The 24,358-nt window shown below is 73.1% G+C and carries 25 protein-coding genes and 1 pseudogene; 13 read left to right on the plus strand and 13 right to left on the minus strand.

The window, feature by feature from the left end; translation table 11 throughout:
- Positions 1-14: 14 nt before the first annotated feature.
- Complete coding sequence (locus F1615_RS14860; RefSeq protein ID WP_149549441.1) at positions 15-881, minus strand: AraC family transcriptional regulator; 867 nt, start codon at positions 879-881, stop codon at positions 15-17.
- A gap of 629 nt (positions 882-1,510) precedes the next feature.
- Here F1615_RS14860 and F1615_RS14870 point away from each other — a divergent pair.
- The 4 genes from F1615_RS14870 (at position 1,511) to F1615_RS14885 (ending at position 4,679) form a co-directional block, all read left to right on the plus strand.
- Positions 1,511-2,689, plus strand: a complete 1,179-nt coding sequence (locus F1615_RS14870) for an NAD(P)/FAD-dependent oxidoreductase (RefSeq protein WP_149549442.1) — start codon at positions 1,511-1,513, stop codon at positions 2,687-2,689.
- A 78-nt stretch (positions 2,690-2,767) separates the two neighbouring features.
- Positions 2,768-2,989 (plus strand): hypothetical protein, encoded by a 222-nt coding sequence (locus tag F1615_RS14875; protein WP_149549443.1) that lies wholly within the window; start codon positions 2,768-2,770, stop codon positions 2,987-2,989.
- A 47-nt stretch (positions 2,990-3,036) separates the two neighbouring features.
- Entirely contained in the window at positions 3,037-3,549 is a 513-nt protein-coding gene (locus F1615_RS14880) for an NUDIX hydrolase (protein WP_149549444.1), read from the plus strand.
- Positions 3,550-3,605: 56 nt separating this feature from the next.
- Positions 3,606-4,679, plus strand: coding sequence for a P1 family peptidase (locus F1615_RS14885; RefSeq protein WP_149549445.1), 1,074 nt, complete (start codon positions 3,606-3,608; stop codon positions 4,677-4,679).
- A 383-nt stretch (positions 4,680-5,062) separates the two neighbouring features.
- Here the strand turns inward: F1615_RS14885 and F1615_RS14890 are convergent, their stop codons facing one another.
- Complete coding sequence (locus F1615_RS14890) at positions 5,063-5,878, minus strand: alpha/beta fold hydrolase (protein ID WP_149549446.1); 816 nt, start codon at positions 5,876-5,878, stop codon at positions 5,063-5,065.
- Positions 5,879-6,061: 183 nt separating this feature from the next.
- On the opposite strand from F1615_RS14890, the gene F1615_RS14895 reads away from it, so the two are divergent.
- A complete protein-coding gene (locus F1615_RS14895) occupies positions 6,062-6,502 on the plus strand; it encodes an OsmC family protein (RefSeq protein ID WP_149549447.1) in 441 nt (146 codons plus the stop codon).
- A gap of 56 nt (positions 6,503-6,558) precedes the next feature.
- Here F1615_RS14895 and F1615_RS14900 read toward each other — a convergent pair whose 3' ends face one another.
- A complete protein-coding gene (locus F1615_RS14900) occupies positions 6,559-7,176 on the minus strand; it encodes a TOPRIM nucleotidyl transferase/hydrolase domain-containing protein (RefSeq protein ID WP_149549448.1) in 618 nt (205 codons plus the stop codon).
- 217 nt (positions 7,177-7,393) lie between these two features.
- On the opposite strand from F1615_RS14900, the gene F1615_RS14905 reads away from it, so the two are divergent.
- The 3 genes from F1615_RS14905 to rpmG all read left to right on the plus strand — a co-directional run bounded on the left by F1615_RS14905 (position 7,394) and on the right by rpmG (position 8,886).
- Positions 7,394-8,272, plus strand: coding sequence for a class I SAM-dependent methyltransferase (locus tag F1615_RS14905; RefSeq protein WP_149549449.1), 879 nt, complete (start codon positions 7,394-7,396; stop codon positions 8,270-8,272).
- Between the two features lie 30 nt (positions 8,273-8,302).
- Positions 8,303-8,590, plus strand: a complete 288-nt coding sequence (locus F1615_RS36295; protein WP_280118895.1) for an NUDIX hydrolase — start codon at positions 8,303-8,305, stop codon at positions 8,588-8,590.
- A 131-nt stretch (positions 8,591-8,721) separates the two neighbouring features.
- Complete coding sequence (gene rpmG / locus F1615_RS14915; protein ID WP_149549450.1) at positions 8,722-8,886, plus strand: 50S ribosomal protein L33; 165 nt, start codon at positions 8,722-8,724, stop codon at positions 8,884-8,886.
- A 41-nt stretch (positions 8,887-8,927) separates the two neighbouring features.
- Here the strand turns inward: rpmG and F1615_RS14920 are convergent, their stop codons facing one another.
- The 3 genes from F1615_RS14920 to F1615_RS14930 form a co-directional block, all read right to left on the minus strand.
- The gene (locus F1615_RS14920) at positions 8,928-9,266 is read right to left on the minus strand and encodes a nuclear transport factor 2 family protein (protein WP_149549451.1); all 339 of its coding nucleotides are present in this window, start codon (positions 9,264-9,266) and stop codon (positions 8,928-8,930) included.
- A 105-nt stretch (positions 9,267-9,371) separates the two neighbouring features.
- Entirely contained in the window at positions 9,372-10,916 is a 1,545-nt protein-coding gene (locus F1615_RS14925; RefSeq protein ID WP_149549452.1) for an FAD-dependent oxidoreductase, read from the minus strand.
- Between the two features lie 47 nt (positions 10,917-10,963).
- Positions 10,964-11,878 (minus strand): AurF N-oxygenase family protein, encoded by a 915-nt coding sequence (locus F1615_RS14930; protein WP_149549453.1) that lies wholly within the window; start codon positions 11,876-11,878, stop codon positions 10,964-10,966.
- Positions 11,879-12,056: 178 nt separating this feature from the next.
- Here F1615_RS14930 and F1615_RS14935 point away from each other — a divergent pair, with 178 nt between their 5' ends.
- On the plus strand, positions 12,057-13,229 hold the full coding sequence (locus F1615_RS14935; RefSeq protein ID WP_149549454.1) for an epoxide hydrolase family protein: 1,173 nt from the start codon (positions 12,057-12,059) through the stop codon (positions 13,227-13,229).
- A gap of 37 nt (positions 13,230-13,266) precedes the next feature.
- Here the strand turns inward: F1615_RS14935 and F1615_RS14940 are convergent, their stop codons facing one another.
- Positions 13,267-14,835 carry a mucoidy inhibitor MuiA family protein gene (locus F1615_RS14940; RefSeq protein ID WP_149549455.1) on the minus strand — a complete coding sequence of 523 codons (1,569 nt, stop codon included), beginning with the start codon at positions 14,833-14,835 and terminating at the stop codon, positions 13,267-13,269.
- 9 nt (positions 14,836-14,844) lie between these two features.
- Positions 14,845-16,923, minus strand: a complete 2,079-nt coding sequence (locus tag F1615_RS14945; RefSeq protein ID WP_149549456.1) for a DUF4139 domain-containing protein — start codon at positions 16,921-16,923, stop codon at positions 14,845-14,847.
- A gap of 140 nt (positions 16,924-17,063) precedes the next feature.
- On the opposite strand from F1615_RS14945, the gene F1615_RS14950 reads away from it, so the two are divergent.
- Positions 17,064-17,993, plus strand: coding sequence for a ketopantoate reductase family protein (locus F1615_RS14950; RefSeq protein WP_149549457.1), 930 nt, complete (start codon positions 17,064-17,066; stop codon positions 17,991-17,993).
- Positions 17,994-18,044: 51 nt separating this feature from the next.
- Here the strand turns inward: F1615_RS14950 and F1615_RS14955 are convergent, their stop codons facing one another.
- The 3 genes from F1615_RS14955 to F1615_RS14965 all read right to left on the minus strand — a co-directional run bounded on the left by F1615_RS14955 (position 18,045) and on the right by F1615_RS14965 (position 20,628).
- Positions 18,045-18,230, minus strand: coding sequence for a hypothetical protein (locus F1615_RS14955; protein WP_149549458.1), 186 nt, complete (start codon positions 18,228-18,230; stop codon positions 18,045-18,047).
- A gap of 1,264 nt (positions 18,231-19,494) precedes the next feature.
- Entirely contained in the window at positions 19,495-19,908 is a 414-nt protein-coding gene (locus tag F1615_RS14960; protein ID WP_149549459.1) for a DUF4190 domain-containing protein, read from the minus strand.
- 255 nt (positions 19,909-20,163) lie between these two features.
- Positions 20,164-20,628 carry a DoxX family protein gene (locus F1615_RS14965; protein WP_244328741.1) on the minus strand — a complete coding sequence of 155 codons (465 nt, stop codon included), beginning with the start codon at positions 20,626-20,628 and terminating at the stop codon, positions 20,164-20,166.
- 169 nt (positions 20,629-20,797) lie between these two features.
- Here F1615_RS14965 and F1615_RS14970 point away from each other — a divergent pair.
- Positions 20,798-21,085 (plus strand): annotated as a pseudogene (locus F1615_RS14970) (transcriptional regulator); the annotation flags it as partial.
- A gap of 96 nt (positions 21,086-21,181) precedes the next feature.
- Positions 21,182-21,898 carry a DinB family protein gene (locus F1615_RS14975; RefSeq protein WP_149549460.1) on the plus strand — a complete coding sequence of 239 codons (717 nt, stop codon included), beginning with the start codon at positions 21,182-21,184 and terminating at the stop codon, positions 21,896-21,898.
- 53 nt (positions 21,899-21,951) lie between these two features.
- On the opposite strand, the gene F1615_RS14980 is transcribed toward F1615_RS14975, so the two are convergent.
- The gene (locus F1615_RS14980; RefSeq protein WP_149549461.1) at positions 21,952-22,452 is read right to left on the minus strand and encodes a DinB family protein; all 501 of its coding nucleotides are present in this window, start codon (positions 22,450-22,452) and stop codon (positions 21,952-21,954) included.
- 27 nt (positions 22,453-22,479) lie between these two features.
- Positions 22,480-23,106 (minus strand): class I SAM-dependent methyltransferase, encoded by a 627-nt coding sequence (locus F1615_RS14985; protein ID WP_149549462.1) that lies wholly within the window; start codon positions 23,104-23,106, stop codon positions 22,480-22,482.
- Between the two features lie 188 nt (positions 23,107-23,294).
- Here F1615_RS14985 and F1615_RS14990 point away from each other — a divergent pair, with 188 nt between their 5' ends.
- Positions 23,295-24,263, plus strand: coding sequence for a TerC/Alx family metal homeostasis membrane protein (locus tag F1615_RS14990; protein ID WP_149549463.1), 969 nt, complete (start codon positions 23,295-23,297; stop codon positions 24,261-24,263).
- Positions 24,264-24,358 lie beyond the last annotated feature (95 nt).

Consider the following 24,358-nt stretch of genomic DNA (forward strand, 5'->3'; position numbering starts at 1 on the left):
CCGGCAGGCGGGCCCTACCGGCCCTCCCGCTCCACCGGGAGCCACAGCTCCGCGTCTGCCTCGGTGCCGTCCGGGGACATCCGCGTGCGCAGGACCTCCGGTCCTGGCCGGCTGCGGTACGGATTCGACGGGAACCATTCGGTGAACACGTCCCGCCACAGGTGCTGGATGGCCTCCGGGACCGGCCCCGAGGTGGTGAACACCGCCCAGGTGCCGGCCGGGACTTGGAGGACGGCGGTGCCCTCGGGGGCGGCCGCTGTCGTGATCACCCCGTGGTAGTAGTCCAGTTCGGTCCCTTCGGCACGGCTCGGGTCCAGGTCGTCGCAGACGGCGACGATGCCCTGCGGCTCCTGGTCCGACAGCTTCTCCAGGCGTTCGAGCGTCTGCCGTTCGATCCCGCGGACGAAGTCGATGATCGCCTGGTTCGGCCCCGTGTGCACGAGCGGCACCCTGGCCTTGGGGCCGACGACGGTGAAGGCCGGCCGTTCCGTCACGCGATAGCGCATGCTGTTGCTCCCTTCGACGGTGAGGCGGAAGGTCAGCCGGGGCTGGGAAACGAGCGCGGAGCCGGTGCGCCGGGCCTCTCCCGGACCCACACCGTGCACGACGCGGAACGCCCGCGCGAACGCCTCGCCCGAGCCGTAGCCGTACCGCGTCGCGATCTCCAGCAGCGTCCCGCGCCCGCCGAGCACCTCGGCACCCGCGACGGTGAGCCGCCTGCGCCTGATGTACTCCGACAACGGCATTCCCGCGAGCGCGGAGAACATCCGGCGCAGGTGGTACTCCGACGTGGCCGCCACACGGGCCAGTTCGGCCACGTCGACCGACTGGTCGAGATGCCGCTCGATGTGGTCCATCGTCTGGTTGAGCCGCTCCAGCACGCCCGGTCTCCTTCCTCTTTCGCGATCACCACGTTAGGCAGCGCGCACACCCCCGCACCCGACATCCTGTGCCCGATCGGATCGGGTCGGCGCGATCACCACCCCGCCCGGAGAGGCGGCGGAGTGCCGGACGCGTACGAGGTCGTGCCGGCAGCCGAGTCGGGACGTGTGGTCCGCATGTCCGGCCGCCGTCCCCGTGCCGGCCCGGAAGGCCGGGCCGGCCACCCCGAGCGCCGGGAACGCCTCGCGGGCGAAGCCGGCGCCCGCTGCCCCGCAGGCCGCGTCCACCCGCAGGAGCGGCCAGTGCGCGAGGTTCCGCAGCAGTTGCCGTCCGCACGTACCCGTCCGTGGGCCGCAGCGAGCCGGCCGGCACCGCGGGCAGCGTGCATTCAACGCGCCGGACCTGCTCTGGTACACGGTCGGCGCGACCGCCGGCCGGCTGGTCGTCAGGCGGCGCGGTGCGCGGCAGCGAGGTGCTTCACTTGCTGAGCCTATTGAATTTCGATAGATTCCCATCGTGATTCGATCGAAGCATCGGTCTTCGGTCCTCGCCTGAGCCGACCGACGCCAGGCCACGCGCCCGCGTCACGCCCACGTCGGCCCCGACCGCGTCCCCGAGGAGCACAGTCATGCCCGCACCAGCCCGCCCCCACCGCCCCGCAGAGCCTGCCGGTACCGACGTACTGGTGGTCGGGGCCGGGCTGGCCGGTCTGCACGTCGCCACGCTCCTCGCCCGGCAGGGGCACGACGTCCTGCTCGTCGACCGCCGCACCACCCTGGCCGGGGCGATCCGCACCACCGGCATCTTCGTCCGCAAGACACTCGACGACTTCCCCCTTCCCGAGGAGCACCTCGGACCCCCGATCCGCCGCGTACTGCTCTACCCCCCGGGCATGGGCCGCCCGGTCAGCCTGGTCAGTGACCGCGACGAATACCGGGTGGGCGACATGGCACGGCTGTACGAGGCGGCCGCCGTGGTCGCGGTCGACGCCGGTGTGCGGCTGGCGCTGGGCACGCGGTACGCCGGACGGCAGGGCGACGCCTTCCGCCTGACCGGCCGCGACGGGCCCGCCGAGGTCCGGGCGCGCTTCGTCGTCGGCGCCGACGGAGCCCGTTCGAGCGTCGCCCGCGACCTCGGCCTCGACCGCAACCGCCACCTGCTGATCGGCGCCGAAGAGGTCTTCCAGGTGCCCCCGAACGGCGAACCCCCCACCTTCCACTGCGTCCTCGACCCCTCGCTCGCCCCCGGATACCTCGCCTGGGTGGTTCACGACGGGCAGCACGCCCATGTCGGTGTCGCCGGCTACGCCGACCGCTTCCCGGAAGGCCTGCGCCGGGCGGTGGAACGCTTCAGTGCCTCGGCGCCAGGACTGGCCGGCGTCGAACGTCCCGAAGCGGTGGAGCGTCGCGGAGGACCGATACCCGTCGGCGGCGTGCTGCGCCGCATCAGCTGCGCCGAGGGACTTCTCGTCGGGGACGCGGCGGGCGCGGTCTCCCCCCTCACCGCCGGCGGCCTGGATCCCTGCCTGCGGCTCTCGGAGCTGGCCGCCTCCGTCCTCGACGACGCACTGCGGTCGGGGAAGCCGGACGCGCTCACCCATTACAGCGGAGCCGGACTGCGGGGCAGTTTCCGAGGACGGCTCTCGCTGCGCAGGGCGCTGTCCCACGTACGGACACCGGTGGCGACGACAGCCGCGTTCACCCTGCTGCGCACACCGCTGGGCCGGGCCGCGGCCGGCCGCATCCTCTTCGGCGACCGGTCCTTCCCCGGCAGCCCCGCCCCTCACGTCGGCGCCGCACGGAACTGACGACGGCGGACCTGGACAGTCCACGGGCCCGGACGCGCCCCGCATGCGCTCGGATGCCACCCATAGCACGCTGGTCTCATGGCGAGTGACCAGCCCATCGTGATCTACCCACCCGGCGAGGACGGCGGCCGGCGCGTCCGCGCGGGCACCCACTTCCTGGGGATGGCGTACGGGCTGCTGGACGTCGTGGAGTTCCTGCGCCTGGCCGGACTGGACGACGTCGACGACGACTGGATGCGGCGGTCCGCACGGGTCGAATGGCGCGGCGGCGGCCCGGACGAGTGGATCGCCCGCGGCTGACCGGACGACGCGAGGGGGTGTCAGTGCCGTCCGGCAGGGTGTGACCCATGGGTGAACTTGTCGAACGGGTCGACGAACAGGACGAGCTCCTCGCCGTCGTCAGCAGGGGTGAGGCGATCCGCCGGGGATGGTTGCACCGCATCGCGACGGTCGTGTGCCGCGATCCCACCGGGCGGACCCTCGTGCACCGCCGGCCGCACGACGCCTCACGGTTCCCGGGCGGGTTCAACTGGATGCTGGGAGGCGCCGTGGAGGCCGGTGAGTCCTACGAAGAGGCCGCGGCGCGGGAGTTGGCGGAGGAACTCGGTGTCCGGGCCCGCCCGGCCTTCGTGTTCAAGTTCAGGTGCGCGGGGGCGATCAGCCCCTACTGGCTCGGCCTGCACGAGGTCGTCGTGACCGGGCCCGTCAGACCCGACCCCGATGAGATCGCCTGGCACGACTGGCTCACGGAGCCCGAACTCGGGGAACTGGTCCGCCACGAGGCGTTCGTCCCAGACGCCCGCGAGGCGTTCGACCGGTATCTCGCCGTACGCCGGGATGCTGGTCAGGGAGGACCGTGACACCGATGCCGCCGGGGGCCATGGAGCCGCCGGGCACCTGTGTAACGTCCGGCCGTATGGATCCACTGCCTCATCCCCCGTCCGCGCCGGACGTCCGGCGCAGGGCCCGTGACCTCGGCATCGTCGTCGGACGCATCCCCGCCGGTCCTCTCGGCGCGATCACCGATGTGCCGGGCGTCCGCGTGGGCCACACCAGCGTCCGCAGGCACCCCGATGTGCACAGCGGGGTCACCGCCGTCGTGCCCGGCGCAGTGGGCCCGCGTTCACCCCTGCCCGCAGGCGTGTTCACCGGCAACGGCTACGGCAAACTCATCGGCACGACGCAGCTCACCGAACTCGGCGCGCTGGAGACCCCCGTACTGCTCACCTCCACCCTGTCGGCGTTCCGCGTCGCCGACGCCCTCGTCGGCTGGATGCTCCGGCAACCCGGATGCGAGGGGACGCAGAGCCTCAACCCCGTCGTGGGGGAGTGCAACGACGGTTTCCTGTCCGACATCCGCTCACGGCCCGTCCACGAGGAGCACGTGCGGGCCGCCCTCGACGGAGCGTCCGGTGGGCCGGTGGCCGAGGGCTGCGTCGGCGCCGGCACCGGCACGGTCGCCCTCGGATTCAAGGCCGGCATCGGCACCGCCTCGCGCACGCCCGACCTGGGAGACCGGCGCTGCACCGTGGGCGTGCTGGTGCAGGCGAACTTCGGCGGCACCCTGCGCGTGCTCGGCCGCACGGTCACCCCGCAGTCCCTGGGCCTCGCGCCCGACGACCGGGCGCCCGACACGGAGACCGGCTCCTGCATGATCGTGGTGGCCACGGACGCCCCGATCGACGCCCGGCAGCTCACCCGTGTCGCGCGGCGGGCCGTGTTCGCCCTCGCGCGCACGGGCGCGGCCTACGGCCACGGCAGCGGTGACTACGCCGTGGCCTTCGGCACGCGACCGGACGCGGGCGACCCCGTTGCGGACGCCGCACTGGGCCCGCTGTTCGAAGCGGTCCTGGACGGGGTGGAGGAGGCGGTGCTCAACTCCCTGCTCGCGGCGACGACGACCACGGGCTTTCGCGGCCGGACGGTGCCGGCTCTCCCGCCGGACCTGCTGCTGGACGCCCTTGCCGCCCCCGCCGCGGACCTCGGGTGACCGGGGCGCCGGCCGCGCCCGGTCACTCGCGTCGTCCGTCGGCCAGCGCCGTGCCCGGCCCGCGCTCGGCGAGCCGAGGCGAGGCGAGGCAGGCCAGGGCCTCTCCACGACGCCGGCGTCGACCCGACCCGTCGCTTCCAGCGCGGTGTCCCTGTCCAGGGCGGCCACCTCCTCGGCACCCGCAGTCTCCGGCAGCCACCGTGCAACGGTCTCCGTTCCGGCTCCCACCTCCGGCCGGCGCCGGCCGCCCGGCCCCGCGTCCCGTGCGCGCGGGCCGTGCTGAAGGGGGCGGACACCAGCGCGGCGGCGTCGATCCGCTGGCGCGGGTGCTCCGGCGCGGACAGCCCGTCCCGGTACCGGCCGGCGCCCCGACTGAGGCGCGCCTACGAGTCGGCTGCCGCGTCGACCTCTCGCCAGAAGGCGTCGACACGGGCGTTGAACACGTCGGCGGCCTCCTGGAAGGGCTGATGCGCCTCTCCGGGGATCATCTCGAACTCGGCGCCCGGAATCCTCTCGGCGACCGCGCGGCCGAGGCGCGGCGGCGTGGCGATGTCGAGTTCCCCGGCGAGGACGAGAGTCGGCGCGGTGATGCCGGGGAGCCGGTCGAGCGTGTCGTGGCCCGCGAACGCGGCGAGCTGACGCCGGAAGGCGTCGGCGGACTGCGGGTGCGGGAAGGCCAGCGCCTCCTCGACGAACCGGTCGACGGTGCCGTCGGCATGGGCACGCGCCGTGTAGACCCACAGGTAGAACGCCTCGAGCATGGCCCGCTCGCCGGGAGCCCGCTCGACCATCCAGTGCCAGAAGTCCGTCATCCGGCGGAAGTAGGCGTCGGGGCGGGCGCAGGTGCTCATGAGGACGAGACTGCGGACGAGCCCGGGGTGCCGGAGCGCGAGTTCCTGGGCGATGAAGCTGCCGCCCGAGAAACCGGCGACATGAGCGGCCGGGACCGCGAGCGCACGCAGCAGCGCGGCGGCGTCGTCGGCCATCCGGGGCACCGAGAGGGGCCCTTCGGGCAGTCGCGTGCGTCCGGCACCGCGGTTGTCGAACGCGGTGAGCCGGTAGCGGTCCGCGAGACCGTCGAGCTGTGACTGCCATGCCTCGGCGACGTCACCGAGTCCGGCGATCAGCAGGACGTCCGGCCCCTCGCCCCGGCGCTCGACCCAGAACTCCGTTCCGCCCGCGTCGATCATCTCGCCCATCTTCGGCCTCCTGAGCGCGGCTGATCACGAGACGACGAAAGTTCCCACGACGCCGCGAGGACGTGGCCGTGTGCCAGGCCCGCCGTCGCCAGGGCCTTCGCTCCACCGTCTCACGGGCGGCCCCGGGCGGCGCGTGGACCACCGGTGCTCTCGGGTACGCGCACGTACCACTACTGTCGGCACATGAGCGAAGACTCCAAGCGTTCCGTCGTCGTCGAGCGAACCGCCACCGGCCACTTCGTCGCCACCAACGCCCGCGGCGGCACCCTCCACTTCGGTACCGCCTCCGACGACGGCCCCACCACCGAATTCACCCCGGTCGAGCTCCTGCTCGCCGCGATCGGGGGCTGCACGGCCGCGGACGTCGACGTGGCCACCGCCCGCCACGCCGAGCCCGCCGCGTTCTCGGTCTCGGTGACGGGCGACAAGATCAGCGACGAACTGGGCAACCGCATGACCAACCTCGTGGTCACGTTCGACGTCGCCTTCCCGGACGGTGAGGGCGCGGACCGGGCCCGCGCGATTCTTCCCCGCGCGGTGAAGGCATCCCACGACCGTCTCTGCACGGTCAGCCGCACCGTTGAGTCCGGCACGCCCGTCACCGTGACGATCAAGGGCGACTGACCGGTCGGAGGTGGTGCGGGCCGTACAGGGACAGCCGGCGAGGACGGTCGCGGCTGTCAGAGGCTCGCGAACAGGCCGTCGAGCGGGGCGGGTACGCGGTCGGGGCCGAGGGCCTCGACGAGGGCGCGGCCGTATTGGATCTTGCGCCCCTTCTTGGTGCCGAGGAAGCGCCGGAGCTGCTGCTGCGGCGTGCGGTCCTGTTGTGCGGGCTGGCGCAGGAAGGTCCGCAGGGCGCGCTCGTCGCCCTCCGCCCGGATGATCTCCCGCACCCGCTGCACGCCGAGTGCCCGGATGAGTTCGTCCTCCAGATCCGCCGCGCAGACGTGGAACCCCTGCCCGTCCGCACCGGCCCGGTCCAGGCCGCGGGCGTAATAGCCGTACTCCGCCTCGTCGCACAGTCCCGTCAGGCGCAGGCCCAGGCCGGGTGGCCCGACCAGGCCGGCGAAGCGCCCGACGCTCATCGCACCGCCCATCGGCAGCACGCAGATTCCTTCTCCCGCCAGGTCCCTGCCACGGCTCGCGGCCAGCGCGTCGACCGCCGCGGCGTCGCTCAGCCCTTCGAGCAGGACGACCGTCCGGACGTCCAGTCGCGCCGCCAGCTCGCGCGCCGCGTCACCGGAGCCACCGGCCGCCCACGCGGTGACCGCCTCCCGGAACGCGCTCGTGTCCGCCATGGGACGAGTCTTTCGTGCCGTCCGGCCACCGCGGTAGCGAGTTTCCGTCCCAGGTCTCGCGGCGCGATCCGCGCGAGACGGTAACCTCCTGGCTCCACGACCGGATGGCGTACCCCTCACGCCCCCGCCTTGCGTCTTCCGCAGCGCGATCGGCCATCGTCTTGCGCGTTCCGGGATCCGGAGGGCCACCCGCGGGCGGCCCGCCTAGCTTGGGCGCATGGACCACCCCACCTCGCACCGGACGCCCCACGGTACGCACTCCGTCCACCGGCACGAGCCCGGGCTCGACGCGGGCGACCAGGCGGAGATACTGGACCTGGACGCGGAGGTACTCGCCGAACACCACGCGTCCGTCATCGCCTGGCTGCCGCTCGGGCCCGCCCCTCGCCACATCGTGGACCTGGGCTGCGGAACCGGAGCCGGCGCCCTCGCGCTGCTCGAGCGCTTTCCCGAGGCCGAGCTGACGGCCGTCGACTCCTCGGCCGCCCACCTGCACCGTCTGCAGCAGAAGGTGGCGGCGGCCGGCGCGGCCGACCGTGTGCGCCTCGTGCAGGCGGACCTCGACGCGCCGGTGTGGCCCGGGCTCGGCGAACCGGAGCTGGTCTGGGCATCCGCCTCCCTGCACCACATGGCCGACCCCGCCGACACTCTGCGCAAGGTGTACGAACTGCTCGCCCCGGGTGGACTGTTCGCCGTTGTCGAGCTGGCCGACTTCCCCCGGTTCCTGCCCGGGGACGCTCCGGAAGCCGCTCCGGGTCTGGAGGATCGCTGCCACGCGGCACTCGGCCGCCGCCACGCCGCACACGTGCGCCACCGGGGCGCCGACTGGGGATCCGGGCTCGTCGAAGCCGGGTTCACCATCGAGGGTGAACGCACCGTCACCGTCGACATCGGTCCGTCCCGCTCCGACGCCGTGGGCCGCTACGCGCTCAGCAGTCTGCGCCGCGTGCGCGCCGGCGTGGCCTCCGTCCTGTCGGCCGGGGACCTCACGGCCCTCGACCACCTGCTCGACACCGACGGCCCGCGCAGCATCCTGCGCCGCGGCGATCTGAGCGTGCGCACCGAGCGCACGGTCTGGGCCGCGCGCCGCGCCTGACGTGACACGCCGATCAACGCGGCCCGGGTATTGATCGGCATTCCGAGCTCCGCATGGCGTGAGTGCGATGGAGGCGTCAGACCGGCCCGTCGCGTCTTCTGTCCGGACGCCGCCCATCGCGTGCTTCTCCTGCGCCGGCGTGATCCGTTCGACGGGACGTGTCTTCGGGAGCCACCCGGTGGCGGCATCGAGCCGGGCGAGACGGCGCCCTGGTGCCGGACGGTTCCTGGCGGTCCGGGACCGCTTGAGGAGGAGGTGGCGCTGCGGACCGGGGCCTGGGCGCACCGGGACAGTCCGCGTCCGGCACCGGTCGGCTGACCGGGGAACCCGTCGCCTTCCCGCTCGAAACGCCTCCGGGCACGGAATACCGGGTCCGCCGACGCTGTTGCGGCTCAGTGAGCCGGCATGCCTGAGTCAAAAGGATCGGCCAGTGGCGGAAGGAGCACCCCATGGCACGCAGCACCGCGCGGCCCGTCGTCAGGCTGAAGTCGGCGGCCGGTACGGGGGTCACCTACGTAACCCGCAAGAACCGTCTGAACGACCCCGACCGGCTCGTCCTGCGGAAGTACGACCCCGTCGTCGGCGAGCACGTGATCTTCCGCGAGGAACGATGAGGACGGGGGCCCGCCAGGGCTGACGAGATGCCCCGCCCACCTCATACCGCGCCGCCGAAGAAGACCTGTACCTCCCGGATCAGCCCGTCGCGGACCCTGATCGCCTCCATGTTGCGGTACCGGCCGCCGGTGGCGAGTCCGTACTCGTAGAGGACGAGGACGAGCTCCCGGTCCGCCGGGGTGACGTGCAGCAACCGCTGCTCGGTCAGCCGCTGAGCAGTGGGGAAGCACCGCTCGAAGAACGCGGCCTTGTCGATGTGGTCGTCCCGCGGACTGGTGAACGAGAAGTCGTCGGCATAGAGATCGAACGCCGCGTCCCGGTCCTGCGCCCGGTAGTACCGGAACGCGGCTCTCACCACGTCGGTCGTCTGCTCGGACATCTGTCTCTCCCTTGCCGGACGAAGCGCTCCCCCCTCACCGTAGGGCCCGAGCCCGGCGCCCTGCCGGAGCGAGCCCCCGCGGCCGGAGGAGACCCGCGAGGGGAGTCAGCGGCGCCGGCGGCGGACGAGGCGGCGGAATGCCTTCGGTCCGCCGGCCGGCGCGGGCAGCGTGCCGGCCACCGCGTCGGCCAGCAGGGAGCCCACGGTCTCGGCCGCACAGGCGCGGTTGGCGCCGATACCGCCCGAGGGCCCGCGTTTGCTCCAGCCTACGACGTACGCCCCCGGCCTGCCGGTCACCCGTCCGCGCTCGTTCGGCACGGTCCCGGTGGTCTCGTCGAACGGCAGCCCCTCCTGGGGCACCCCGCGGTAGCCGACCGCCCGCAGGGCCAGGCCCGCCGGGATCTCCAGGTCCCCGGTGCCGCCGGTGACCCGCACGGCACGGGTGTCCTCGCCCCCGCACACCTCCACCGGGGCGGAGAGGAAGCGGAACACGATGCGCCGCCGTCCGCCCGCGCCCGGTGACAGCGACCAGTCGACGGTCTCCCGCGCAAGCCCTCGCAGCACCGCCGCCTTGTCCCGCGGCGCGGCGGCATCGATCGCGGCGCCGATGCGCGGATCGTGGTCGTCGACGACCAGGTCCACCCCGGGGAGATGTCTCAGGGCCCGCAACTCGGACCTGGTGTACGCCGCGTGCTGCGGGCCGCGGCGCCCGAGCACCACCACCTCGCGCACTGTGCCGCGGCGCAGTTCCGCCAGCGCGTGACCGGCGATCTGCGTGCCGGCCAGCGTCTCCGGGTCGGACACGAGGATCCGGGCGACGTCGAGCGCGACGTTGCCGTTGCCGATCACGACGACACGCTCCGCCGACAGGCCGACGGCGTCCGGCGCGACCTCGGGATGCGCGTTGTACCAGGCGACGAAGGTGGTCGCGGAGACACACCCCGGCCGTTCCTCGCCCGGGACACCGAGCCGCCGGTCGGTGGCGGCGCCCACCGCGTAGATCACCGCGTCGTGGTGCGCGGCGAGTTCCTCCGCCGTCACGTCGGTGCCCACATCGAGGCCCAGGTACATCCGCACCCGTGGATGGGTGTGGAACCGGGCGAAGGTCTCGCCCACCTTCCTGGTCGCCGGGTGGTCGGGCGCCACGCCGTACCGGACGAGCCCGCCGGCCACGGGAAGCCGGTCGATGAGCGTCACCTCGGCCCGTGTGTGCAGCAGCAGGTCCTTGGCGGCGTACATGCCGGCCGGACCGGTGCCGACGACAGCGACCCGCAGCGGCCCGAAGTCCGGGGGCAGGACCCGGTCGAAGGCCGGTTCGCCCCAGGCGTGGAAGTTCGGGCCCGGCCCCGCGGCTTCCCGCGCCGGCGTCTCCGCGTCCTCCTCGGAGTCCGCGCCGCCGGGCTCGAAGTAGGCCGCGTTGATCCGCGCGTACTCCCGCTGCGTGTCCGGCAGCCGGTCGACCGGGAAGACGGCGTCCACCGGACAGGCGTCGGCGCAGGCACCGCAGTCGATGCAGCTCCTGGGGTCGATGTGCAGCATCTCGGTGCTGCCGAAGGCCCGCTCCTCGGGCGTGGGGTGAATGCAGTTGACCGGGCAGACGGACACGCACGTGGCGTCGCTGCAGCAGGTCTGGGTGATCGCGAAGGCCATGGTCGTCCGCTCCGCTGTAGGCCGGTACAGGTGCAGGGTGGGGATCGTCAGACGAGGTTGGCGCGCTTGTAGAAGAAGAGCGCGGGCCGGGTGAGCAGCCCCACCGAGGCCAGGAACTCCATCAGGCCCGAACAGCTCGCGCGCATCATCGACTTGTGGTGCTCGTTGGCCTTCGCCTCACGGAGCGCGCGGTCCTCGTCCAGGCCGGCGTTCGCGTAGACCTTCCGGTTCACCATGCTGGTGACGATGACGTAGGCCGCGACGGCGATGAGGACGGCGTGGATCCGGCGGCGCAGCCGCCCCGCGCGCGCGAGGTGCCTGCGCGTCTCGTCACGGGCGAACTTCATGTGCCGCGACTCCTCCACGACATGGATGTTGTTGATGGTGCGGACGAAGGGCACGACCCGCTCGTCGCGCATCCAGTCGCGCTGCATGACGTCCAGGACCTCCTCGGCGACGAGGATCGCCGCGTACGCGGCCTCGCCGAAGGCAACGGTCTTGAAGATCCTGCCGAGTTCGAGCGCGACCCGGTGCGGGCGGTACGCCGGGGCCTGGAGCTTCCTGGCGCCGCGGGCGAACATGATCGAGTGCCGGCACTCGTCGGCGATCTCGGTGAGCGCCCACTGGACGGAGTCGTCCGTCGGGTCCTTGGCGTAGATGTCCCGCAGCACCATCTGCTGCAGGATCATCTCGAACCATATGCCGGTGCTGGCCACGGACGCGGCCTCCTGGCGCGTCAGCGCCCTGCGCTGCGCTTCGGTCAACTCGGTCCAGTACGCCGTCCCGTAGAGCGTGCTCCACTCCGGACTGGCGCCGTGGTAGCTCGTGTCGAGGGGCGTGTCCCAGTCGACTTCGGTGAGCGGGTCGTAGGAGAGCTGCGCGGAAGAGTCGAGCAGCCGCCGGGCTACGCCGTCGTCGGAGGGCAGGTTACGGGCCTCCGGCTGAGAGGTGCTGCTGGCCATGCTGAGGGCTCCTCGGGTCGGGACCGTGCACATTTACCACGGGTAACAGCCACCGCTTGCTGACGAACTGTATAGCAAGAGGCGGCAGCTTCCTACCCCCGGTAACAGGCGGTTGTCGGGCGGAATCCGAGCGGGTCACCACCGCGGCCGACGGCCGCTCCGCGTTAGCGTGCGAGGCATGTCGGACGCACGGCCCCGCCCGGAACCGTTCATCCCGCGCACCGATCCCGCGACACTCGACGACCTCCGCGCACGACTGCGTGCGACGCGCTGGCCGGACGCGCCCGAGGACGCCGGCTGGTCGCTGGGCACCGACGTCGCCCGCCTGCGTGACCTCACCGCCTACTGGGCGGACGGCTTCGACTGGACGGCGCAGGAGGCGGCACTGGCCCGGCTGCCCCGCTTCCGGGTCCGGCTCGGTGGACTCGGCACCCACTTCGTGCACGCCCGGGCCGTCGCGCCGGCCGGCCCCGTTCTGCCCCTGGTCCTCAGCCACGGCTGGCCGGACTCGTTCTGGCGCTACTCGAAGGTCGTCCCCCTGCTGACCGATCCCGGGGCGCACGGAGCCGACCCCGCCGACGCGTTCGACGTGGTGGTACCCGACATGCCTGGCTACGGGTACTCCGACCGCCCCACCGGCCCGCCGCTCGACTCCGTCGCCGTCGCCGGTCTGTGGGCCGGGCTCATGGACGTCCTCGGCTACGAGCGGTTCGGGGCGGCGGGCGGCGACATGGGCAGTCACGTGAGCCGTTACCTCGCACTCGACCACTCCGACCGGGTCGTGGCCGTCCACCGCACGGACGCCGGGCTGCCCGTCTTCACGGGCGACCCCGCCGACCTCACGGCCGAGGAGCGCGACTGGTTCGACGACGTCGCCGCCTGGTCCGCGAGTGAGGGTGCCTACGGTGCGATGCACCGCACGAGGCCCCAGACCGCCGGTGTCGGGCTCAACGACTCGCCGGCCGGGCTGGCCGCGTGGATCGTCGAGAAGCTCCGGGCCTGGAGCGACTGCGGCGGCGACGTCGAACGGAGCTTCACCCGGGACGAGATCCTCACGAACGTCACGCTCTACTGGCTCACCGGCACGATCACCTCGTCGATGCGCATGTATCACGCGAACGCCGCGATCCCGCCCGAGCGGCTCACCCGCCGGGTCGAGGTGCCGTCCGGGTTCTCACTGTTCCGCGGTGACGTCGTCAGGCCGCCGCGGGCGTGGCTCGAACGCACGGCGAACGTCGTCCATGTGAGCGAACCCCCGCGCGGAGGCCACTTCGCCCCGTTCGAGGAGCCCGAGCTCTACGCGGAGGAACTGCGCGCCTTCTTCCGCCCCTACCGGGCGGCGGTGGGCTGAGCACGCCACCGCCCCCACCGGGCCCGTCGAGGCGGACTCAGAGGCCCGTGACCTTGCTGCTCGCCGAGACGTCGTAGACCAGGGTGACCGTGCGCCGGCTGCCGGGGGGAAGCGGGACGTCCCAGCGGACGATGCCGTCCGCGTCGATCGCGTCGGGCACGGGCGAGCAGGCGTCCCGGCGCACGCGCACCTCCACCGCCGAGACCTCGGAGACGGGGACGCGCTCCCGGAGGACGATCACCCTGTCGTCGCTCTCGCCGGGTGCGGAGAACCGGGAGAGGTCGAGCCGGACGGTCCGGGTGAGGACGGTCCGCTGGGTGATCCCGGCGGTGTCACGGGTCTCCTCGGTGTGCCGCAGTACCCGGTGGTCGTCCCGGCTGCCGAAGGCGAGGTCCACGGGGGCGCCGGGGGCGGTGAAGTCCAGGGTGCCGCGCCCGCGGAAGCCACTGTCCCCGATGAGGTCGACGGGGCCGGCCAGCAGGGCGTGACCGGACCGGTTGTCGAAGCGCACCACCTGGCTGACCAGGGGCGACAGCTCGGGCGAACAGGCGTACTCACTCCGTGCGGACGAGGTGAACGAGGAGAGCGGAACACGGTGGGCGCGGCCGTCCGCCGGCACGGAGACCGGGGCGGGGGAGTGGAGCACCCGTACCTCACCGCCGTCGTCCACTCCCGGCAGCCCCAGCACGGGGACGGGACCGAGCTCCGCGACCTCCTCCTCGCGCAGGTCGACATGGACGGCACGGCGCTCCGCGGCGGAGCGGTCCGTCAGCGTCAGCCGGTCCTCACCGAACCGGGGCGGCTCCGCGGCCGAGGCCGAACGGGCGGTCGACAAGGTCAGTCGCACGTTCGACCAGTCCTCGCCAGTGCGTTGCCAGACGATCGCGTCGGTGTCCAGCCTCAGGTGCTCCCCGTCGAGCACGGCCCGATAGGCGGGCCGCCACAGCGCACACGGGGTGAGGTGGGTCAGGCGCAGCTCGGCCTCCCCGGCGGCCGGCGCCCGGACGGTCAGCTCGAGGTGACCGGCCAGCTCCGCGGGCGCCGTCTCGGAGAGGTCCATGGCCCGCTGGGTCTCGGAGAGCTCGGCGGCGATGCCGGTCAGCCGCGCCTCCACGGCGCGCAGCCGCTCGCCGTGGGAGTCGCGCTCTCCGTCCACCCGGTCCAGCTCCCGGGCCCACCGGTCCCCTTCCGATTCCCCGGAGCCGGCTCCCTCGGAGATCTCCCGCAGCAGATCGGTGGCGAGCCGGCCGAGCAGATCGAGACGGGCCCGCAGCCGGTCACGCTGCTGCTCCAGATCCGACCGCTCTTCTTCGAGGCCCGTCATGTGGTGGCGCAGCGCTGAGTCGTCGTCGTCGGGCCGCGGCCCGCGCGGCGTCCAGCTCCGCACGATCCGCACGTCCAGCACGGTCGCCGGATGGCCGCCGGTCAGTTCGGCGTGCAGGGTACGGTCGACGGCCAGCGCGCTGACCGGTCCCAGGAACAGCCGCTGGGTGCCGGCCTCCAGATCGAGCACCGCGGTCCGCTCGATGTGAGCGCGGTCCTCCGTACAGGTGACGGCGGTGACGGGCAGGGGAATCAGGGGGATCGGCTCCGATGACGTAGACATGCCTGTGTGTCAGCTCCTGCGATTGCCGCCCGTGAGGGCCTTTCCGGCGGGGATGCGGATCTCGTAGCCGCCGTCGAGAGCGGCGGTGCCACCGGCGGGCAGCTCGACCCGCCACAGACGCGTGCCCGGCACATGCCGCTCCGGGCCGTCGCCGTCCTCGGGCGCCGTCCAGTCGGCCCGTTCCTCGATCCGGACGTCCGCCTCGGCCGTGACGGGCACGCGCTCGCGCACCTCGACGGAGACCGGCACGGCCAGCCGGTTGGCCAGTTCCACGTGGACGCGGTGGTCGAGCACGGTGACGTTGTTGCGCAGACCGGCGGTCGACTCGTGCAGGCTCGTACGGCGGGTGACGCCGATCGAGTCGGCAGGCCCGAGCCCCATCCGGCACACACCGCCCGGCGCGAGCGTCGGCAAGGAGGAGGTCAGCAGGAAGTCCTCGTCGACGATGACCTCCACCGGGCCGGCGAGCAGGGCCTGTTCGGTCGCGTTGGAGAGCACCAGCGTCGTGTACACGGTCTGTTCCACGGCCGGCACACAGATGTACTCCGTGCGCAGGCCGACCGGGATCTCACCGACGGTGACGGTGTGCCAGGTGCCGTCCGACGGAATGTCGGCGGGGGCGGCGGCATCGAATCGGTGGTCGAAGGAACCCGCGGACTCACGGGGCCGCACGGTCTGTCCGGGGAGAGGCAGCGCGGCCACCGCCTCGGCGCGCCGCCGGTACTCGGCGGTCACCGGGTCGAAACCGCCGCAGGGGAACAGCCGGCCCCGGCGGCCGTCCTGTTCGTCCGGACCGCGCAGGACGAGCGCGCTGTAGTCCAGCTCGGCGCCGTCCGGCTGGGGCGGCCCGGCCACGGGCGCCGGCGGCGCGGACGCGCGCGGGGCCGCGGGCATCGCGGGCGGTGGCGGGGCTGCTCCGGGGGGCGCGGGGGCCGGGGCCGCGACGGGCCCGCCGCCGGTGCGCGGCCTGCCGCCGGGCCGGGGCCTGGGCCGCGCCGCGAGGTCCTCCGCACCGCTGCCGAAGGCCTGCGGGAAGTGTCCTTCCGCGCCACCGGGAACCGGCGGCGCGGTGGGCGACCCGCCGTAGCCCGCCATCACGGGTGGCGGCGGCACCCGACCCGGCGCGGGAGCGGCCCCCGCCATCGGGGGCGCGGCGTCGTTTCCCGGCCGGGGGCCCGCCGCGTCGTAACCGGCGAAAAGACCGGCCAGCCCCGCCGGATGCTCACGCCAGCCCGGCGGAGCGGGTGCGGGCTGGCTGCGTCCGATACGGACGGAGCGGAGCCGGGGCAGTTCGGTGCGACGGCGCAGGTCGGCGGTGGCCAGGGCGATACGCACCCCGGTCCAGTCCTCGCCCGTGCGCTGGGCGACCGAGGCCCGCAGCAACAGGCGCCCGTCCTGGGCGCCCTGACGGTGAGCGAGACGGTAGGCCGGCACCCATACGGCGCCGGGCACCCCGTACTCCACTTCCACCCCGACCTCGGCCCCAGTCGCACCGTCGAGTGTCAGGACCGCGCAGAACGAGGTGGCCACGTGCGCCGACGGCGCGTCGCTGGAGGCACGGGAGAGCCTGTCCACCGCGACGGTGAGTTCGTGCTCGACCCGGCGCAGTTCCTCCTCCAGTTCGCGAAGCCTGCCGTGCAACCCGGTCAGGCGCTCGTCGACGAAATCGGAGAGGTCCAGCCACGCGTCGACCGGAGTACGTCGATGCGGGTCGTCCTTCCTGCGGGCGGGCGGCACCGGACGCAGCGCACCGATCTCCCCGATCAGGGTCAGCTGCCGGTCCCGGCGGCCCCGCGCCGCGTCGCAGTCGTCACGCAACCGCTCCACCTCGCGCAGCAACTCGCCTGCCTGGCCGGCCTCCTGCGGCTCGGCCTCGACCTCCACCCGGGCCTCGGTGACACGCACTCCGGAGGCGTCGACGACGCGGGCCCGCAACGAGTCCGCATCCAGCGAGCGGGGCAGCCCCGTCACCCGCACCTGCCCGTCCGCGGGCACCGTGCCCCGGGCCAGGCGACGGCAGAGCGCGCCCTGCGCGTACACCACCACCGAATCGAGAACGGATGCCCACCTCGGAGCCGCCCCAGCCATTCCGTGCCCCCCACCCCAGCCGCGCTCGTGCCGAGGGCAGCCTACGCCGTGCCGTGCCCTGTCGCCCCGTTGCCCGGGCAGGCGCTCGACGGGGCAGGCGGGTTAACCTCTCGGACGGTTGTCGAAAAGGGTGGGCACACATGCGTATAGCGGTTGTCGGGGCCGGTGGAGTCGGCGGCTACTTCGGAGCGCGGCTGGCCGCGGCGGGCCACGAGGTCACGTTCGTCGCCCGGGGCCGTCACCTGGAGGCCGTACGCCGCTCGGGGCTGCTGGTGCGCAGCCCCCTGGGCGATGTGCGCACCTCACCCGACGCGTTCGTCGACAGCGTCGCCCGACTCGGTGCCGCGGACCTGGTCGTCGTCGCGGTGAAGCTCTGGGACACCGAGGACGTGGCCGGGCAACTGGCCTCCTCGAACGTGGGAACGGCCCCGGTGCTCTCGCTGCAGAACGGGGTGCACAAGGACACCGTCCTCCGCCGCCACCTGCCCGACACGTCCGTCCTCGGGGGAGTGTGCTTCATCTCCGCCTTCATCGAGGAACCCGGTGTCGTCAGACACAACGGCGCGCTGCAGAAGATGGTCTTCGGCGCACGCCACGCGAGCCAGGAAACCGTCGTCGGCGACCTTCTGGCCGCCTGCCGCGAGGCGGGCATCGACGCGGAGACCAGTGCCGGGATCGACCGGGTGATCTGGGAGAAGTTCGTCTTCCTCGTCGGTCTGTCGGCCACCACGGCGGCCGTCCGCCGGCCCATCGGTGTCGTTCGTTCCCACGACCGTTCGCGGGCACTGCTGCGCGAGATCATGGAGGAGACCGTGGCCCTGGCGCAGGCGTCGGGTGTTCCGCTGGACGACACGTTCGCCGAGCGGCAACTGGCCTTCTGCGACACGCTGCCCGCGGACATGACGTCCTCCATGCACAACGACCTGGAGAACGGCAACCGCCTCGAGCTGCCCTGGCTCAGCGGGGGAGTGGCCGACCTCGCCGACCGGCTGGGCGTCCCCGCCCCGCGCAACCGGACGGTGGCCGACATCCTCGCCCCGTACGTGCTCGGCACACCGGCAGGGGCGTGACGCGGACGGTGCCCTGACGGGCGCGCCCCGCGCCGGTCACCGGCGGCCGTCTCACCGGATCAGGCACCAGTAGCCGCCGTGGCTCCCGATGCCGATGCGGTTGTCCCGCGGAACCAGCGCGGGGTCCGGTCGGCCGACGGCCGCCAGGGAACAGGCGGGGTCACCGACCGTCCCGCCGGCGGCCATCCGCCGCGCGGCGGCCACCGCTGCCGGAGAGGTGTACCACGTGGTGGTCACCGGCTTCTCCGCGCCGGTCGTCGGTCCGGTCGTCGGGCGCTTTGAATGGGGGAACGCCGGTACGGACGTCGCGGCAGGCGGCGTCGGCGGTACGGGTGTCGGCGCGGGCGTCGCGGGCGTCGCGGGCGTCGCGGTCGGCGCGGTCGGCCGCGGGGCGGGAGTCCGGGCGGGTGGCGGCGGTACGGGCGTCGAGGGCCCTGGTCGCGTCGTCGGCGTCCCCGTCGGTCTCGGACGCGCGGGCGAGGGCGCGGGTGCCGTGGGCCGCGCCGACGGCTCGTGCCCGGGGGACCGCGCCGGTGCCGGTGTCGATGCGGGTCTCGTCCGCGGGGGCTGCGCGACCGGGCCGTCGGGCGCGGTGGGACGGGGCCCGGCCTCCCGGCTGGGCGGTGCCGGGCGGGTGGCCGGTCCTTCGCCCGGCACCCGCGGTTCCGTTGCCTGCGGCTGTCGGCTCTCCGGCAGCGGTGCCGGGCGGGTGGCCGGTCCTTCGCCCGGCACCCGCGGTTCCGTTGCCTGCGGCTGTCGGCTCTCCGGCAGCGGTGCCGGGCGGGTGGCCGGTCCTTCGCCCGGCACCCGCGGTTCCGTTGCCTGCGGCTGTCGGCTCTCCGGCAGCGGTGCCGGGCGGGTGGCCGGTCCTTCGCCCGGCACCCGCGGCTCGGTTGCCTGCGGCCGCCGGCTCTCCGGCGCGGGTCGCGTCGTGGGTCCCCGGCTCGGCGGGGCCGTCTCCCGGGGGCGGGACGTCGCCGGTGCGGAGGACAGCGTGGGTGCGGGCGTCCCCGGTGAGGTGCTCGACGGCCCTGTCCCGAACGTCCAGGACGGCAGAGGGTCCAAGGTGGGAAGGGACAAGTCGGTCGAGCTCGAGGGCGTGGGGCCGGGAGTGCCGCCGTCCTGCGCGACCAACGCCCACACGCCGATGCCGCCGAGGACGAGCAGGGCGGCGCCCCCTGCGATCCACGGGGCACGTCGGGGCGGGCGTCGGTGACGGTTCATGGTCCTACTGTCCTACGCGACCTGGCGAGGCGCCTGCCGCGTCGGCTGGACGTTGTGCTGTTCGCCCGCTCGTACCGCCCGTCCGGGTGACGCGCCCGGTCCGCGGAAGTCGGCCGCGGACTGTCCGAGGCCGACCGCGGTGGCCCGGCGACGACGGGGTGCCCTCCGTCCGGAGAGCACCCCGCGAGCCTGCTGCGCCGTCTCCACCACGGCCGTCCGCCGGTCCGCGACCGGCGGCACCGTTCATCGGCCGGCACCGGTCGCGGACCGTCCCCGGTCAGTTGTTGACGTCCCTGTTGAAGTCCTCGGCGCACGCGTCACGTTCGCTCTGCGTCTCGGCCTGCTGGACACAGTCGTCGAAGTCCTTGAACTCGTCCGAGTTGAGGATCGACGCCCCGACCGCGATGATCACGGCGGTGGCGATCATCGCCAGCGCGCCGAGCACCGCTCCGACGATCGACATCGTGCCGTGCGGGGCTCTGCCGCCCCGCGCCTTGCGGGCGCCGATGATGCCGAAGACCAGAGCCAGGAGCCCGAGCAGGAATCCGCCGAAGACGGTCCAGAAGAGGACGACCGCCAGTACGCCGAGAACCAGTGCCGCGATCGCCAGTCCGTTGCCCCGGCTCACGCCCGTGTCACGAGGCGTCTGCGTGGAGTCCGTTCGCGTCGGGGGGTGTTCCGGGAAAGACATGTCATCACACTCATCTCTGCTTCGGTCCACGTGAGTTGCCGTAGGTGCCGGTTGCCCCGATACCGGTGGCGAATGCCTGTGCGCCCGACGAGGGACGTTCACGGGACATCGGCGGGCCGGGGCTCCGGGATCACGCGGTGCAGAGCGGTCGTGCGCGGTGGCGTCAGGATGTCGTCGGCGTCGACCATGACGGGCGCGGACGCCAGGAGTGGGCCGCTCCGCGGTGGTGAGGGTCGGCCGCCGTCGGTGGCCGGGTCAGCGGGCCTCCCCGGAGGCGGGCCGAGCGGGGTGCGGAACGGGACGGCCGGCGGCGGTGTCACCGTGGCGCAGCAGGCCCGGCAGGGCCAGGGCGCCCGGCCCGAAGAACACCAGGAGGAGGAAGCCCCAGCAGAACAGTGCCGGGGCGAGGCCGCCGTTCTGCAGGGGGAAGAGACCGTCCTGCTGGTGTTCGGTGAAGTAGGCGAAGGCCATGGCTCCCGAGCTGAGGAACGCCGCGCTGCGGGTCGCGACGCCGAGGAGGACGAGGACACCGCAGACGAGCTCGATCAGGCCCGCGTACCAGAAAGGCCAGTCACCGGTGGGGCTGGCCTTCCTGTCGAGCACACCGAAGACCGTGGCGGCGCCCTCGCTGGTGAACAACACGCCGAGGACGATACGGAACAGGCCCAGGACGAGAGGTTGGTGGTCGGGGAGCCGGTCGGTCAGGCGTGTCGTGCTCATCGCTGCGTACTCCTTGCACGGGTCGGTGCGGCGCGGGCGTACGCCCGTCCGCACCTTTCTTACGTGCACGGTGCGCCGACGGTTCAGCCGGTCCTGCTCACCGGCTCGATCCGGTGGCCGTGAGGGAGACCGGGGTGGCCCCGCGTCCCACGGTGCCTGGACCGCGTCGTCTCAGTTCGTGTCCACGCCGGGGGAGCCGAACTGCAACCGGGAGCTGTACCGCACCGACTGGACGCACATCATCCGGTCGCAGGCCTTCGTGAACCTGTGGCCGACGGCCCACCGGGCGTACGAGGACGGCCTGATGGTCGTCCGAGCGATGGGAACCGACGAACGTCACGTCATCGGCGACCGGCGCGCGGTGTTCCCCCAGGGCCGCGGTGTCACCGAGGTGAAGGTCAAGGACGTCCACACCGTCGGCACTCCCGACACCGGCCCCACCCCCGAGCCCGCCTGACCACGGGAATTCGGTCGCGCCCCGGAGCGGTGAGCCGTTAGTTTCCGGTGCAGTTCAGCGCAGCGAGGCGCTGGCGCGACCGCGAAGGGGCCAGGCATGGAGATCGAAGGCGCGCGAACCGACCGGCTGGGCCTGCTGCTCGACCAGTTCGACCAGGCGCGGGAGATGGCGGAGGTCCGCCTGACGACACTGAGCGACGACGAGTACCTGTGGGAGCCGGTGCCCGGCTGCTGGTCGATCCGGCGCCGGGGCGAGGCGGCGACACCCAGGGCGTTCGGGCCGGGGGAGTGGGTGCTCGACAAGGGCGCGCCGGACATCCCGGCGAGCGAGTACGCGGAGGTCGCCCGGCAGGCCGCCGACGGCATGACGGTCGCCAAGATCGCCGATGACTGGAGCGTCAGTGCCGAGCGGGTCGAGCAGGTCCTCGCGCACACCGGTACACCGGAGCCGGACACCTCCCCGGTCACCACCATCGCGTGGCGGCTGGGGCATCTGCACTCCTGCTTCGAGGGCCAGTGGGAGTGGACCTTCGGCGAGCGTAAGGAGCCGAACCTGCTGGTCGACTTCACCCCCTCCGCCGCTTTGGCACTCGAGCGGTTCTGGGCGTCGATCGACCGCTGGCGCGACAGCGTCGCCTCCGTCACCGAGGAGCAGCTCGACACGGTCGGCTTCTCGCAGTACCCGTACAGCAACGACGCCGAGTGCCCCTACGTCACCGTGCTGGCGGGGGCCAACCTGGAGTTCATCCACCACATGGCCGAGACGGCGCTGCTCCGCGACCTGTGGCGGACCCGCTTCACGACGTCCGGGTAGGCCCGCCGTGACCTCGGCATCCCTCCGTGGGTGAACCCCCGCCGCACCGGTCGTCAGCGTCCGGTCGTGCCGTCGAGGAGCTCGCGGAGGATGTCCGCGTGACCGGCGTGGCGCCCGGTCTCCTCGATCATGTGGGTGAGTGCCCAACGGACGCTGGGCGCGGGGCCGTTCGGCCGGGGACGGGGCAGTGGTGCGCCGAGGTCGGTGCATCCGTCGAGGACGTCGTCCGCCCGGGCGACCGTCTCCCGGTAACGGGCGACGACGTCGGCCACGCCGTCCGCGGGCGCGGCGTGGAACGTCGCCTGCCAGTCGGTCACCCGCTCCCCGAGGAACGTCGCCCGCTCGACGCAGGTGAGGTGGTTGAGCAGCCCGAGCAGGTTCGTGCCCGACGGGACCTGGGCAGTGCGGACCTGCGGTTCGGGGGCGCCCTCGACCTTCGCGGAGACCGAGGCGCGGAGGTGGTCGAGGAATCCGCGCAGGACCTCGGTCTCACTGCTTCCGGTGCGGGGCGGTGGGGTGTCGCCGCGGCTTCGGCGGCGCGGGGCGGCGGACATGCTGCCTCCTCGTGGTGCGGGGTCGGGTCAGGCCGTACGGCGGACGATCAGGACGTGGTCGGTGACCTCGGCGGTGTTCCCGTCCGGTCCGGTCGCGATCCGGCGGGGCGAGTCGGCCCGCTCGACCGTCCACGTCGCCGGGTTCAGGGCGATCCCCTCGGCGACCTGCCGCGGGGCCGGATACCGGACGTCGGGATCCTGGTCCCACGACCATGGAGCGGTCGAACCGTGGTCGACGACCAGCAGTCGTCCACCCGGCCGGAGGGAGTGCGCCGCCGCGCGCAGCACGGACGCCCGGTCCAGGTCCAGGGGAGTGTGGAGGTAGTGGGCGGAGACGAGGTCGTACCGGCCGTCCGGGAAGGACGTACGCAGGTCGTGCCGCCGGGCGGCGATCCGCTCGTCCAGACCGTGTGAGACGGCCAGCCCGGTGAGACGCCCGACCGCCACGGACGAGACGTCGACGGCGGTGACCCGCCACCCCCGACGGGCGAGCCACAGCGCGTCCCCGCCGGAGCCGCAGCCGAGGTCCAGCACGTCGCCGGGCGGCAGGCCGGTGACCACCTCCGTGAGGCGAACGTTCGGCCGGGGGTCGGTGACCGCGGGGCGGGCGGCGTGGATGCCGTCCCAGAACCTGACCGCGTCGGTGGCACTCATCAAGGTCTCCTTCTGCCGGGAACGCGTCCGAGTGTCGACCGGCCCACGGCGATCCGGCACGCGTTCTTGCCGTTGCGGCAAGACGGTCCGTCCGGGTGCCGTTCCTCCGCGGTCGCCCGGTGCGGTGACATGCCGGACACTTCTGAGTGAGGGCCGGTGTCGCCGCGGCCGCGGAGAGGGTGACGGGCGTGCTCGAGGTCCCGCCCTGGTTGTGGGTGGTGTTCGCCGCGACAGTGGTGGTGTCGCTGGTGGTGGACCTGCTGGCCCATCGCACCGCACACGTCATCGGTTTCAAGGAGGCCGCCGGCTGGAGCGCCCTGTGGGTGGGTCTCGCCCTGGTCTTCGGCGCCGTCGTCTTCGTCGTCCTCGGCGCTGCGGCCGGCACCGAGTACACCACCGCGTGGCTGCTGGAGAAGAGCCTGTCGGTGGACAACCTCTTCGTCTTCGCCGTCATCTTCGCCTACTTCAGAGTGCCGCGTGCGTACCAGCACCGCGTCCTGTTCTTCGGGGTGATGGGTGCCCTGGTCTTCCGGGGCGTCTTCCTCACTCTCGGTGTCGCGGTGGTCAGCCGCTTCACGGCGGTGCTGTTCGCGTTCGCGGCAGTGCTCTTCTACAGCACCTACAAGCTCCTCAAGGGCGACGAGGGGGGCTTCGATCCCGGCAGGAGCATCGCCCTGAAGGTGCTCCGCAAGGCCATTCCGGTCCGGGACGAGTACGCGGGCACGCACTTCTTCGTCAAGGAAGCCGGCAAACGCGTGGCCACGCCGCTGCTCGCGGTGGTCGCGGCGATCGAGACGGCCGATCTGGTCTTCGCCGTCGACAGTGTCCCGGCCGTGCTCGCCGTCAGTGACGATCTCTTCGTCGTCTACACCAGCAACGCGTTCGCCATCCTGGGACTGCGCGCCCTCTACTTCCTGCTCGCGGGACTGCTGGACCGTTTCCACCACCTCAACACCGGCCTCGCGGTCATCCTGGGTTTCATCGGCGTCAAGCTGATCCTCCAGGCGGCCCACAAGACGATCAGCCCCGGTGTTCCGGAGATCCCCTCACCGGTCAGTCTCGCGGTCGTCGTCGTCGTGCTGGCGGCTTCGGTGATACTCAGCCTGCGGCGGTCGGCACCTCCCCGGCCGGACACATCTCGCCGCAACGGCGACTGAGTACCCGACCGGCCCCCTTGCCGGCGTGCGCGGCGACGTGCTCCGGCCCGGGGGCCCAGCCGTTGTGCGGGGCGGTGACGTCGGCACTTTGTCCC

It is taken from the genome of Streptomyces marokkonensis (assembly GCF_008312835.1).
Lineage (GTDB): Bacteria > Actinomycetota > Actinomycetes > Streptomycetales > Streptomycetaceae > Streptomyces > Streptomyces marokkonensis_A.

Coding starts and splice junctions, on each gene's coding strand:
- F1615_RS14985 (WP_149549462.1), bottom strand. CDS start 23,106: ATGAGTGCCACCGACGCGGTCAGGTTCTGGGACGGCATCCACGCCGCC.
- F1615_RS14870 (WP_149549442.1), top strand. CDS start 1,511: ATGCCCGCACCAGCCCGCCCCCACCGCCCCGCAGAGCCTGCCGGTACC.
- F1615_RS14920 (WP_149549451.1), bottom strand. CDS start 9,266: ATGTCCGAGCAGACGACCGACGTGGTGAGAGCCGCGTTCCGGTACTAC.
- F1615_RS14890 (WP_149549446.1), bottom strand. CDS start 5,878: ATGGGCGAGATGATCGACGCGGGCGGAACGGAGTTCTGGGTCGAGCGC.
- F1615_RS14960 (WP_149549459.1), bottom strand. CDS start 19,908: ATGTCTTTCCCGGAACACCCCCCGACGCGAACGGACTCCACGCAGACG.
- F1615_RS14925 (WP_149549452.1), bottom strand. CDS start 10,916: ATGGCCTTCGCGATCACCCAGACCTGCTGCAGCGACGCCACGTGCGTG.
- F1615_RS14885 (WP_149549445.1), top strand. CDS start 3,606: ATGGATCCACTGCCTCATCCCCCGTCCGCGCCGGACGTCCGGCGCAGG.
- F1615_RS14895 (WP_149549447.1), top strand. CDS start 6,062: ATGAGCGAAGACTCCAAGCGTTCCGTCGTCGTCGAGCGAACCGCCACC.
- rpmG (WP_149549450.1), top strand. CDS start 8,722: ATGGCACGCAGCACCGCGCGGCCCGTCGTCAGGCTGAAGTCGGCGGCC.
- F1615_RS14935 (WP_149549454.1), top strand. CDS start 12,057: ATGTCGGACGCACGGCCCCGCCCGGAACCGTTCATCCCGCGCACCGAT.
- F1615_RS14900 (WP_149549448.1), bottom strand. CDS start 7,176: ATGGCGGACACGAGCGCGTTCCGGGAGGCGGTCACCGCGTGGGCGGCC.
- F1615_RS14875 (WP_149549443.1), top strand. CDS start 2,768: ATGGCGAGTGACCAGCCCATCGTGATCTACCCACCCGGCGAGGACGGC.
- F1615_RS14945 (WP_149549456.1), bottom strand. CDS start 16,923: ATGGCTGGGGCGGCTCCGAGGTGGGCATCCGTTCTCGATTCGGTGGTG.
- F1615_RS14975 (WP_149549460.1), top strand. CDS start 21,182: ATGGAGATCGAAGGCGCGCGAACCGACCGGCTGGGCCTGCTGCTCGAC.
- F1615_RS14965 (WP_244328741.1), bottom strand. CDS start 20,628: ATGAGCACGACACGCCTGACCGACCGGCTCCCCGACCACCAACCTCTC.
- F1615_RS14905 (WP_149549449.1), top strand. CDS start 7,394: ATGGACCACCCCACCTCGCACCGGACGCCCCACGGTACGCACTCCGTC.
- F1615_RS14930 (WP_149549453.1), bottom strand. CDS start 11,878: ATGGCCAGCAGCACCTCTCAGCCGGAGGCCCGTAACCTGCCCTCCGAC.
- F1615_RS14940 (WP_149549455.1), bottom strand. CDS start 14,835: ATGTCTACGTCATCGGAGCCGATCCCCCTGATTCCCCTGCCCGTCACC.
- F1615_RS14880 (WP_149549444.1), top strand. CDS start 3,037: ATGGGTGAACTTGTCGAACGGGTCGACGAACAGGACGAGCTCCTCGCC.
- F1615_RS14950 (WP_149549457.1), top strand. CDS start 17,064: ATGCGTATAGCGGTTGTCGGGGCCGGTGGAGTCGGCGGCTACTTCGGA.
- F1615_RS14980 (WP_149549461.1), bottom strand. CDS start 22,452: ATGTCCGCCGCCCCGCGCCGCCGAAGCCGCGGCGACACCCCACCGCCC.